Origin of the sequence: Vibrio sp. D420a (genome assembly GCF_030248625.1) — a bacterium.
Classification (GTDB): Bacteria; Pseudomonadota; Gammaproteobacteria; order Enterobacterales; family Vibrionaceae; genus Vibrio; species Vibrio fortis_A.
The window spans coordinates 95273-108074 of the sequence record NZ_JAHGAN010000001.1 but is presented as its reverse complement, the minus strand read 5'-3'; the positions used below and the strand labels follow the sequence as shown (position 1 = coordinate 108074).

Annotated in this window: 8 protein-coding genes; 3 read left to right on the top strand and 5 right to left on the bottom strand. The window is 43.9% G+C overall.

Annotated elements, in window-relative coordinates:
- Window positions 1–35: 35 nt before the first annotated feature.
- Entirely contained in the window at window positions 36–2153 is a 2118-nt protein-coding gene (locus KI743_RS00485; RefSeq protein ID WP_285464154.1) for a methyl-accepting chemotaxis protein, read from the bottom strand.
- A gap of 552 nt (window positions 2154–2705) precedes the next feature.
- On the opposite strand from KI743_RS00485, the gene emrD reads away from it, so the two are divergent.
- The 3 genes from emrD to xthA all read left to right on the top strand — a co-directional run bounded on the left by emrD (window position 2706) and on the right by xthA (window position 7319).
- On the top strand, window positions 2706–3911 hold the full coding sequence (gene emrD, locus KI743_RS00480; protein ID WP_285464152.1) for a multidrug efflux MFS transporter EmrD: 1206 nt from the start codon (window positions 2706–2708) through the stop codon (window positions 3909–3911).
- A gap of 349 nt (window positions 3912–4260) precedes the next feature.
- On the top strand, window positions 4261–6351 hold the full coding sequence (locus KI743_RS00475) for a S9 family peptidase (RefSeq protein ID WP_285464265.1): 2091 nt from the start codon (window positions 4261–4263) through the stop codon (window positions 6349–6351).
- A gap of 161 nt (window positions 6352–6512) precedes the next feature.
- Complete coding sequence (gene xthA / locus KI743_RS00470) at window positions 6513–7319, top strand: exodeoxyribonuclease III (protein WP_285464150.1); 807 nt, start codon at window positions 6513–6515, stop codon at window positions 7317–7319.
- A 47-nt stretch (window positions 7320–7366) separates the two neighbouring features.
- Here the strand turns inward: xthA and KI743_RS00465 are convergent, their stop codons facing one another.
- The 4 genes from KI743_RS00465 to KI743_RS00450 all read right to left on the bottom strand — a co-directional run bounded on the left by KI743_RS00465 (window position 7367) and on the right by KI743_RS00450 (window position 12712).
- Window positions 7367–10099, bottom strand: a complete 2733-nt coding sequence (locus KI743_RS00465; protein WP_285464148.1) for an ImpA family metalloprotease — start codon at window positions 10097–10099, stop codon at window positions 7367–7369.
- 342 nt (window positions 10100–10441) lie between these two features.
- Window positions 10442–11119: an ABC transporter permease gene (locus KI743_RS00460; RefSeq protein WP_285464146.1), complete on the bottom strand. Its 678-nt coding sequence runs from the start codon at window positions 11117–11119 to the stop codon at window positions 10442–10444.
- 2 nt (window positions 11120–11121) lie between these two features.
- A complete protein-coding gene (locus tag KI743_RS00455; RefSeq protein WP_032549475.1) occupies window positions 11122–11862 on the bottom strand; it encodes an ABC transporter permease in 741 nt (246 codons plus the stop codon).
- Between the two features lie 79 nt (window positions 11863–11941).
- Complete coding sequence (locus KI743_RS00450) at window positions 11942–12712, bottom strand: ABC transporter substrate-binding protein (RefSeq protein WP_032549476.1); 771 nt, start codon at window positions 12710–12712, stop codon at window positions 11942–11944.
- Between the last annotated feature and the right edge of the window lie 90 nt (window positions 12713–12802).

Here is a 12802-nt window from a genome sequence, read left to right as displayed (position 1 = left end):
TACGTGTCCCTTTGTTGTTCTAAAGCGATAAAAGCTTAAACCTTGAATTGATTCACTAGTGCTTGTTGCTGCTGAGATAAGGTATCAATCTGATTCCCTTGCTCTTCTGATTTCGAAGCCTGTTCAAGAATTTGTGCGCTTAGATCACGAATGTTCACCACGCTTTGGTTCACTTCGCCAGAAACCGACTGTTGCTCTTCTGCCGCTCTTACAATCTGGTTATTCATATCGCTAATAGCCTCAATCGAGGTAAAGATTGAGCCTAAGTCTTCAACCGCATTCTGAACGTGTAGCGCCGTATCATTCGCTAGGATGTTACCCTCTTGAATCGCCTCAACGACATCCTGCGTTCCAGCTTGAACCTTATCAATAACTTGACGAATTTCTCCGACAGACGCTTGAGTACGACTTGCGAGATTACGAACTTCATCAGCAACCACGGCAAAGCCTCTACCTTGTTCACCCGCACGAGCCGCTTCAATAGCCGCGTTTAGAGCCAACAAGTTTGTTTGTTCTGAGATACCTTCAATCACTCCCAAAATATCAGTGATGTTGGCATTGTTCTTGGCAAGCTCTTCAACAATAGGTACAGCGCTCGACATTCGCTCCACCAGCTTCCGCATCTCTCCGGCTGACAGCTCGATCACCTGCTGCCCTTGCTTAGCAGAAGAGTTAGCCTCACTTGCAGCGCCTACCGCGACTTCCGCATTCTGAACAACTAGACTCGCAGTCTGCGTCATCTCTTCTGCCGCTGTTGCCACTAAGTCGACTTCTTTAAACTGTGATTCACTGCTCTGGCGGGTGCTAGAAGCCGAAGCCTTAGCTGCGCTTGTGGTATTCGCGACTTGCTCTGACGTCGCAATCACTTCTTTGATCGTTGGCTGTAGCTTATCTAGGAATCGGTTAAAGCCTTGGGCTAACTGTCCTACTTCATCTTGTGACTTAACATCAAGCCTTTGGGTTAAATCACCTTCACCCGATGCGATATCGTCTAACCTTTCAACCACTTGACGAATCGGCTTCACAATAGAAAGTGAAGCAAACGCAATGATCGCTAAGCCAATAACAATGAACAGACCACCAGCAATGAGCTCAGTTTTAATGCCTTCACTTAGCTTGTCACTAATAATCGCATCAAGCAGGTTTGCATCCGCCACGACACTGTCTCGTGGGATCTCCAACAACACACCCCAGGTTTGATTCGCTGCTACAACCGGTGCGAAAGCAAGTAACCACTCACCATTTTCGCTCCATTGTGTCATCGTCTCACCACCAAACATAAAGTCAGTGAGTTGGTCATTGCTTGTATGCTCACTTGCAAACTGAGAACCAGTAGGAATTGATGTATCATCTGCGGCAATCACAGAGCCATCTAAGCTCACGACATAGATAGCACCATTGCCTTCAAACAACTCTGCATCTGACTCAGCAACAATATGAGTTAGTGCATCAAGTCGAAGATCGATACCTAAAAAGCCAATTGGCGTGTCATCAATCAGAATTGGCACAGAGATCGACGAAGTTAATAGTGACTGACCACCGCTAGTCACCACCTTAGGTGTGCTGATACATGTTTGACCACTCGACAGTGGACAATAGAATCGTTCACTATTTGAGTTATCGTTGAGAATTTGCTCGGAAAGAACATTCGACAGTACGTTCTCTCCATTGTCTGCCACTTTCCAATAGGGTGCAAAACGCCCCACTTCGTTAGAACCTACATAATCTGCGTCTACATAGTTTCCATCTTCACCATCAAGCATTTCAGGGCGAAATACCAAGTAAGCACCGAGGATTGAATCAAAGTCTAAGACTGAACGACGAATCATCTCATCTAATGCAGTACGTAGCTCTTCGCTTGGCGTGAAGTTCTCTTCAGCATTAGTCTTTAGAAACTTAGCACTTGCGGCCAGCATTTCAGCTCGATAGATGGCTTCATCTACATAGCGTTGGGTTTCCTGTGCATTTAACTGCGAAACCGATGCCAACAACTGCTCAGTTTTGTTAATAACAGAATCTGAGCTTTGAGACTTGATCACCTGCTGATTGCTTGAAGCGTTGTAGATCGAGAAACCAATAAGAGAGAGTGAAGTGATAAGTAAACAACACCCTGCCAAGAGGGTGATTTTCCACTGTACTGAAAGTGAGCGCATTGAATATCCTTATTTAAGCCAAAAGACTTCCGTGGACCTAAAAACATACCGATAGCAAAAATGCAATTCTACTTATGTCTGTTAGACGAATAGCTTAGCCGACAATTACAGCACAAATCGGTCACATATAAAACGAAAGTTTATATAAATGTTAATAAATCGTATCTTTCTATTTTTAAATACTGATTTCCAATCACTATTGTCTTGTCATGCTGAATCAATTGATTGAATTTAGAGCACTCAAGTAACGATGTTCATCACTTAGATAGATGTTTGAACTCACACTATTAATAAGAGTTTTGCTTTATCAAAGAGACACTTTAATGAAGCCCGCCTCCACATCCCATATCCTCAAACCCAGCAGTTTAGGATTATTTTTTCTAATCCATATTATAGATTTTTATCTTGATCAAGTTCACACTTTTTGATTGCTAATTCGGCAATCAAACTCTAATATCTCGCGCCTAGATTCCCTAATCGCTTTATTCAATTGGCTCTCCCTAATGGAGCGCTAAGGCTTTTTACGTTTTTAATTTTTGGAGAGATACGCAAATGTCCGCCTCGTTTCCATTAGCGAAACTTACCTTTTTAATCGCTATTCTGACAGCCGTAGGTCAAATGACTCAAACGATGTACGTGCCTTCTATTGGTCATATGGCAGGTGAGTTCTTGGTTTCTGCGTCTTCACTTCAAGCTGTGATGGCGTGTTACCTGATCCCTTATGGTTTGTCGCAATTTGTTTACGGTCCACTCTCCGATCGGCTTGGTCGTAAGCCTATCATCGTTGCTGGCTTAGTCATCTACATCGTAGGTACCTTGGTCGCCCTATTCGCTCATGAATTCGAATGGTTCTTGGGGGGTAGCTTTATCCAAGGGCTCGGCATTGGTTGTGGCGGTGCGATGTCTCGTACATTGACTCGTGACTGTTTTGAGGGCGCTGAGTTACACCGTGCGAACAGCTTAATCAGCATGTGTGTGATTTTCTCCCCATTAATGGCACCTGTACTGGGCGGTTACTTAACAGAAACTTTCGGCTGGCGTTCTAGCTACCTGTTTCTAGCGCTGTTTGGTATCGCTGTGGCGATCACCATGATGACGAGCATGATGGAAACATTGCCAAAAGAGCGACGCAAAAATGAATCAGTCGTCAACAGCTACAAATTCGTTCTGTCTGACAAACGCTTCCAAGGTTTCCTACTCGTACTGGTGGCAACATTTGCGGGCGTGGCAGTGTTCGAGGCAGCTGCTGGCGTATTGCTTGGCGGTGTACTTGGTTTGCCAGCGACCACCGTGAGTTTACTGTTTGTGCTACCGATTCCTGGTTACCTAGTGGGTGCAGGCCTATCGAGTTACATCGCACAACGCCGTTCTGAACGCCGCGCGTTGAATGTTGGTTTGGTTTCGATCTTAGTTGGCTCAGCTGTCGTGCTTATCCCAGGTCTGTTTGGTCAAACAACCACATTAACCTTAATTGGCGGTGCAACCATTTACTTCTTGGGCGCGGGCATCTTATTCCCGGCAGCAACAACGGGAGCACTTTCGCCATTCCCATACCACGCTGGTACGGGTGGCGCGATCTTAGGTGGTATGCAAAACCTAGGTGCTGGCATCGCAACACTGTTGGCATCGTTCTTCCCAGCTCAAGATCAGCTGCCACTGGGTTGCTTGATGATTACCATGTCACTTATCGCTATGCTTGGTTTACGCTGGGTTAATCGTAAGCCTGACCACTCAAACGAAATACCATTAGCTATCTAGAGCAAATCGAACCTTGCCCAAACGAAGAACAGGGACATACTGAAAAGTGTGTCCCTTTTTATTGCCCATTTTCCCCTAACCTGATGTCTATCATCAATATCATTAAACATTATTTTGATTTTTTGGAAACAATAACAGACACTTACGTTCAAAGTGTATATCAAGAATCCAATTGCAAAATATTATTATCGAAAGAACAACATCTTACCGATAACCCCGATTAGAAATGGATACTGGCATTAAAACGAGTCAGGTGCACAAAAAGGATATACAGATGCGTTTCGCTTTAACCACATTAGCCGTATCGGCGGTGCTTGTCGCCGGATGCAGCAATCAAGGAATAACAACCATGAACCACCACTCTCCATCGCAACTCGTCGCTCAACAAACCCAAGCTCCCGTTGCTAAGAAAGTCCCTCATTCAATGACGACTCATGGTGACACACGAATTGATGATTACTATTGGATGCGTGATGACGAACGCCAAGACCCAGAGATCTTGCAGCACCTCGAGCAAGAGAACCAGTATGCAGAGACTGTGCTGAAGCACACAGAAGCATCTCAAGAACAATTATTTGAAGAGATCAAAAGCCGAATCGCGAAAGACGACAATTCGGTACCAGTTCGTAAAGGTAACTATTACTACTCGAATGAAGTGACAGGTGATAATGAATACCCAGTTCACTTGCGTGCCAAAGACTTTGCAGACACAAATAAGCAAGTCATCCTAGACGTTAACGAACTCGCCAAAGAACATGAGTTTTTCAGTATTGGTAGCCTTTCAATCAGCCCAAATGAAAACATGCTGGCCTATGGCGAAGATACACTGAGCCGTCGTATTTACACGATTAAGATTAAAGACCTCACAACGGGTAAATACTTACACGATGAGATTGATGGTGCTTCAAGCGCTATCGCATGGCAAAACGACAACCAAGCCTTCTACTACATCAAAAAAGATCCCCAAACATTACTAGGCTATCAAGTTTACCGCCATGTATTAGGCACATCTCAAACAAGCGATGAGCTGATCTACGAAGAAACTGACAGCGCTTACTACACTAGCATCAGTAAGAGTAAAGATGGCCAACAGGTATACATTTGGCACTCGAGTACAGAAACCAGCGGCGTTTCGATTGTTGATGCCAACAACCCAAATGCAAAAGCCGAAGCCTTCTACCCAAGAGAAACAGGCATCGAGTACAGCATAGCTAAGCTCAATGATTGGTATTACATCTACACCAACTACCAAGCGGTCAATTTTCGCTTAATGAAAACCACGGCCGAAGGCATACATGACCGTTCAAAATGGGTCGATGTCATTCCAGCTGACGATAACACTCAGCTTGTCGATTTTGAGTTGTTTAATGATCATCTGGTTTACGAGCAGCGTTCAAATGGATTGTCTACAGTGAAGATTCGTCAACTCTCTACAGGCAAAGAATTTCCACTTGAGTTCAACGACACCGCTTTTGCTGCCTACCTAACAAGTAACTATGAGTTAGATAACTCAAAAGTTCGAATCTATTACAGCAGCCTAACGACTCCTGGCACTTACTATGATTTTGACCTTAATACAGGTGAGGCCGAAATCATGAAGCAAACGCCGGTATTAGGTGATTTCGACGCAGATAATTACCAATCAGAGCGAATCATGATTACGGCTCGCGATGGTAAGCAAGTACCTGTCTCTTTGGTTTATCGCAAAGATCTATTCAAGAAAGACGGCACAAACCCAATTTACCAATACGGCTATGGTTCTTATGGCTCAACCATAGAACCGACCTTCAGCTCAGTTCGCCTCAGCCTGCTTGATCGAGGCTTCGTTTATGCTATTGCACATATTCGTGGTTCAGAGATGTTAGGACGCCCTTGGTATGAAGATGGTAAAAAACTGACTAAACAAAACACCTTCAATGACTTTATCGATGTCACCAAAGGCCTAGTTGAAGAAGGTTATGGCGCGAAAGATAAAGTTTTCGCAGTAGGCGGTTCGGCTGGCGGTCTTTTGATGGGGGCTATCATCAACCAAGCGCCGGAGTTGTATCGAGGCATTGGAGCTCATGTTCCATTTGTTGATGTAGTAACGACCATGCTTGATGAGTCGATTCCTCTTACAACCAACGAGTACGACGAATGGGGTAACCCAAATAATAAGACCTACTACGATTACATGTTGAGTTACTCGCCATACGACAACGTGAAAGCTCAGAGCTACCCGAATATGTTGGTGACAACAGGCTTACATGACTCACAAGTACAGTATTTTGAACCTATGAAATGGGTAGCGAAACTGCGTGAGATGAAAACAGACAACAACGTACTTGTGTTCAAAACCGACATGGAAGCAGGTCATGGTGGTGCATCAGGTCGATTTAAGCGACTAAAAGAAGACGCACTAGAATACGCGTTCTTCTTAGATTTGCTCAAGACTCAATAGATTCAATACAAGTATTCACGTCGTTTTATGTCGCCATTTTGTCTCTACAAATGGCGACATACATTATTAAGCATGGTTAAATACGATTAACTATGAAACTCACCAAATCAAATAGTCTTTGCTGCACTATAGGTAAAGGTTTACGAGAGGTATAAAAATAAATGAAAGTAATTAGCTTCAACATCAATGGCCTAAGAGCCCGCCTTCATCAACTACAAGCGGTTATCGATAAGCACCAACCTGATGTTATTGGCCTACAAGAGATCAAAGTTCATGACGAAGCATTTCCTCTCGCTGACGTTGAAGCTATGGGCTATAAGGTTTACTTCCACGGCCAAAAAGCACACTACGGTGTTGCGATGCTGTGTAAGCAAGAGCCTATCTCTGTACAGAAAGGTTTCCCAACAGACAATGAAGAACATCAAAAACGTATGATCATGGCTACGTTTGAAGATGAAAATGGCGAAAAGACAACCGTACTTAATGGTTACTTCCCACAAGGCGACAACATTAATCACGAGACTAAGTTCCCGTACAAACGCCAGTTCTACAAAGACCTAATGACTTACCTAAACGATCACCACAGCAATGACGAACAGATTGTTGTTATGGGTGATATCAACATCAGCCCAATTGATGCAGATATTGGTATCGGTGAACCAAACGCCAAACGTTGGCTAAAAACAGGTAAATGTTCATTCCAACCAGAAGAGCGTCAATGGCTGAAAACCTTATTAGATTGGGGATTTGTTGATACTTTCCGCCAGCTTCACCCTGATGTGACCGATCAATATTCGTGGTTTGATTACCGTTCAAAAGGTTTTGTAGACAACCGCGGCCTTCGTATTGATGTGGTATTAGCTACTCCAAAACTTGCTAAGAAGTGCACTGAAGCAGGTATCGATTACGAACTGCGTGGTATCGAAAAGCCGTCTGATCACGCGCCTATTTGGTCGACGTTTAAGTAATGAATTGCTAAGTGAAAAGGGGAACCATTGCGGTTCCCCTTTTTACATTAGTTGAGTGGCCAAGCCGTCACTCCATCCACACTAATCGGTGTTTTAGCAAACTCATCAACACAATACCCTTTGCTCGAACTTGCAAAGTAAGTCAACGGCATTGGCGCTAGGCTCAGAGTGACTACTTGTTGTTTCGCTTTATCGCTAAAACTAAAGCCCCACATATCTAAGTAGTTTCTCATATCACGTTCATTAACGTAGCTAAGTGCGATCAATAACCAGTCATCATTAGACATCTGGTTTGCTTCATCGCGAGAGTAGCTACCAAAACCGATGTTTTGCTTATTCGCATTCCATAGTTCATCACTCGACTTAAGGCGGTTAAACTCACGTTCAATCAAGTGAAGTCGACCTAGCATATGCCAGCCATAGTCCAATACGCCTTGCTCTTGGGCCAACATCATCATTTGAATGAAGACGCGCGCGCCCCAACTCCAACTGGTTTGATTTTGCTGTGCCATAAACGCATTAGGATCAGGCTGCGTTCGACTCTGTTGAAGCAACTCATACTGGCCTTTAAAGTCTAGACTCTGACAATCGGATACTTTGCCCGTATCTAGATAGTATCGAGACTTACTGTAATAGGAGTAGTAGTTGGTTGTAGCATGCCCATCCCAACCACTAAAACGGAATCGACCTTTCTCTAAGCCATGCCCTAATTCATGTAAATCACCGTGACCAAGTGGATGAAACGACCAATAAGCATCGTAAGGGTTTCCTGAACAGCCATAACCACACGTCGCTTGGTCGGCGTTCATATGCTTAACGATATCTATCGTCTCGACTTGCCAACCTTTACTCTCTCCATACCCATGAACTTCTGCTATTTCATCAATTCCCGGTCCTCTGAAGCCCGCTAATGCATGAGGGAAATTGTGCATGTATCGCTCTGTCGCTAGCGCCATATCATGTGGTTGATTCCAATCGCTCGATCCGATCGATGTTTGCATCTTGTCTAACTTTGAGTGCACCTCAAAGCCTGGAGTAATCAATTCTGCCCAATCAAACTTCGCCTCTTCTAGTTCAGCAACAAAGCGTTCGTTATCTTCTTCGCTTCTCCATACCGGGTGCTGAGCAACATTCTCAAACTTCAACTCAACGTTGATATCATTTTTATCAAAATGAACCTGCAATGTTCCGCCGTATGCAGAGGTCAGAGTAATGGTTTCTCCAGGTTCCACAGGATAAGTAACCGATGTTAGGAACTTAGGCCTCGCATAGCCGCCGTCTTTTGAGAACTCATGAGTTGCACCACTACGAAGTGAATTAAATGCAATGGAAGTGCTCACATCGTTACTATCGACACGTGTCACTTTGATTGTCTGGCCCGGTAGCGCATACAAACCCGCTGAGCGGAAATTGCGTTTTGATTCTAGCGTCACCGTTTTGGTAATCAACGGAACATCTTCAAAGGTTTTGGTGCTGAAGTTACCCAAGCTTGGCTGAGCAGCATTCAGGGTTCGACTTTGATACTGTGCGTAATCACTGAAATAGGACCTGAGAAAATTAATTCGCTCAGTGTTATTCTTGTCCATTGGATAAGTAACACCTTGTCGATAGCGATCAGCTAGCAGCAGTATCAATTTTTCATATTGATAATCATCGTTAGCAAACAGATCAACTTTCTGTTTGTCTAGGTTGTTCAAGTGAGTACGGATAGTATTCGCCGCTTGGTAAAACTCAGAATCCATCAAAGATTCGTCAGAACAGGACTTGTCATCACATAGCTTCAGGTCGACATTAAAACTATCATCTTTCAGACGTTTTAATAGAGCTTGTTCCGCAACAATAGAGTCTGGGATCTGGTCAACAAGTTGCTTTGGATCCCAATCTGATAAGCCTAATTTACGCCAATAGTTATCACCCACATATTGAATATGCATTTCGGCAAACAGAGCACGACCAAGCTCCGTCATTCCACCGTCTAAATGCAAATACAACACAGGGATCTGATGTTCAAATGCGTAGTTTAAGCCTTCGACTACATCGCTTAAGTTGTCACCGTCATTCAGCTTCTGGGAAATAATCAAAAGATCCGGCCTATCTTCAAGACACGCCTTTAGTTTTCCAGCATCACAAGCGTCGTCATCATTGATCGACACTTCCGAGTTGATATTTTTTTCGATCCAATTGCGCGTCGCGCCATCATCGGGAAAGTAGTAAGACTGATCCAACTGAGCCATTACGATCTTTGTTGGCTTACCCGATCCTACCGTCCAACTAAGCAGGTTTTTAAGCCATGTCTCCATCTGCTCATTAACCGAATCAGGAAAGCGTTGCTGAGTACGGAATGGATTACTCGCTAGTGCTGCATAGCGAGTTTGCGAAGACGTGTAACCAGCAACGCCGATGACCAGCTCTTGGTCGGCGTAACTGTCATTCATCGCTTTGTTGGTTTTAAGAATGGTGTCGTTAAAGCCATAAATAGGAGAGATAATGGCCGTGTCGTGGGTAGGGTCCCAATGCAACTGACTAAGGGCTTGTCCCCCCTCCCCTTGCATTAGGTGATTCTTGATCTGATTGTATTGACGATTAAGGTCAGAAACTAATGATTCGCTCGCAGCGATAAACTCATTAGGATCGGAAACCAAAGAGGCATTGCCACTCTCAAGTGCTTTCTGTACTGCCGTTTTCGGTTGAGTTGATCCATCAGAACCGCTACCTCCACCACAAGCGGTGAGTAACAATGAAGGCATTGCCATGCATAAAAATAGTGTGCTTTTTTTCATTACTGTACGACACTCTAATAAAATTGAACTGAGTGTATCTATCATTTTTTCTAAATCAATTTATACACTCAATACCAATGTGAGATCTGAACCAAGTTAACGATTTTAGATAAGTCGTAATTTATAACAATCGTAGTAAATAACTACTCACCCTAGCTTGCTAAAATGCTCGATAACTGCGTTAGAATTTTTGATTGTAGAATAACTACTTATCAAAAAATGCTGCCTTGTTCTCAAGCCTTTTTTCTGCGCTATTTCTGAACACTTACTTACTGTGATTGGTATGAACCGGAGGACGAGCGAAGATTGGAATAAAAAACGGCGCTAAAAAGCGCCGTTTCATTAACTAAGTGGTCTTAGGTAAGCCAAGAATCGTTTCTCAGCATACTTAAATATGGCGATGATGATAAACGTTAGCGCCATGTAGAACAGGCCTGCTGTTAAAAACGACTCAAATGGTGCGTAGTAACGTGAGTTAACCAGACGTGCTGCGCCTGTTAAATCCATAATCGTTACGATGCCCGCAACAGCTGAGCCGTGGAGCATAAAGATAACTTCGTTACTGTAAGCTGGCAGCGCACGACGCAGAGCACTTGGTAGAATGATACGACGGTACGTCTTCGGTGTACTCATGCCGTATGCTTTCGCGGCTTCAACTTCACCTTTTGGTAGGCCGTTAATCGCACCACGAATGATCTCTGCCGTGTAAGCCGAGGTATTTAAGATAAATGCCACCAAAGCACAGAACCATGCGTTTTCCCACAGCGTATCTTTCACTGGGAAAAATTGGTCCATACCGTAATAAATCAGGTAAAGCTGAACCAGCAGTGGTGTGCCACGGAAAAAGTAGATAAATGACCACGCTGGACCATTAATCAGCATGTTATGGCTGTTACGCGCTATCGCCAATGGGATAGCCACAAAAAGACCGATAATTAGAGCTACTGTTACCATCCACGCCGTTGTCCAAAGACCATTCAGGTAAATTGGAAAACTTTCAACAATCAATGAAAAGTCCATAGTTACCTCGCGTGAATACTAAATTTACGTTCAACTAGCTTTAACAGGCCGGTTGAAACACTGGTAAAGAATAAGAAAATCAATGCAACTGCCATGTAGAAAGTAAATGGCATCTTAGTTGAACCTGCCGCTAGCGCGCTGACTCGCACCATATCTTCTAGGCCGATAATCGATACTAGAGCGGTCGTTTTCAGCAGTACTAACCAATTGTTACCAAAACCAGGCAATGCATGACGAATCATCTGAGGAAGCAAGATACGATGAAATGCCTTCACAGGGCTCATACCGTAAGCTTTTGCAGCTTCCATTTCACCCGCATCAACGGCCATGATCGCACCACGGAACGTTTCTGCCATGTACGCACCGAAAATGAATCCAATGGTCAATACACCCGCTACAAATGGGCTAACATCGATATAGTCAGGCAAGTATGAGGTCCATTCATGGTTCGGATCGCTTGAAGTGAACCACTCGTTAAGCCACTCATTGATGGAATACAAACTGTTGTTTAAAAGGATCTGTCCACCAAAGAAGATCAACATCATCAATACGAGGTCTGGAATACCGCGAATAATGGTGGTGTAAAGTGTGGCAATGGCTCTTGCCCATCGATAAGGTGCTAATTTTGCTAATGCGCCTAACATCCCTAGCACCATAGCTAGAAATAGCGAAAGCAACGCAACCTGAATTGTGAGTACAGCTCCATTAAGTATCGAAGCTTCATACCCTTGTAAATCAAACATAATGAATTCCAACAGAACAGCGAAAAAGTTGGGAGAGATAGGGAGAGATGTGCTCTCTCCCTAGAGTCTTCTCAGGATATTACTGACCGTATACGTCGTAGTTGAAGTATTTAGCCGCGATATCTTGGTAGATACCCTTTTCACGTAGCGAGATGATCGCTTCGTCTAGTTTCTTAGTTAGGTCTTTGTCTTGCTTACGTACCGCGATACCAAAGCCTTCACCGAACCATTTTGGATCTGTTAGAGATGGACCAACAAACTCGTACGCTTCACCGCCCGCTTTGTTTAGAACACCTTCTTCAAGTGCTGATGCATCACCCAGTACCGCTGCAACACGGCCGTTTGCAAGGTCAAGATAAGCTTCATCGAAAGAACCGTAACGAACGATGTCTACAGTGTCACCGTAGTTGTCTGTTAGGTATTTGTCGTGCGTTGTTGCACGTTGTACCGCAATTTTTTGTCCGCTTAGGTCGTCAAAGTTAAGACCAGCGCCTTTTTTCGCGATGAATTTGTTTGGAATAAGTGCGTACTTACCTGTGAAGTCGATCTTCTTCTTACGCTCTTCAGTGATAGACATTGCCGCAATGATCGCATCATATTTACGAGCTAGTAGAGAAGGAATAATACCATCCCAGTCTTGAGCAACGATCTTACATTTCACTTGCATCTCAGTACAAAGAGCATTTGCCATATCCACATCGAAGCCTTTTAGAGAGCCGTCAGCTTCTGTCCAGCTAAATGGAGGGTAAGCACCTTCAATACCAAAACGAACTGTTTTCCACTCTTTTGCTTGAGCTACGCCAGTTGCAGCAGTTGCAGCAAGTGCTGCTACCAGTAACCACTTTTTCATATCCCTACTCCTGTGATTTAGATATTTTTTAATGTTGTGTTTATAGTTTGGTTGTTGTGTTTATTACATAGCACCGCCTCATACCTTGAT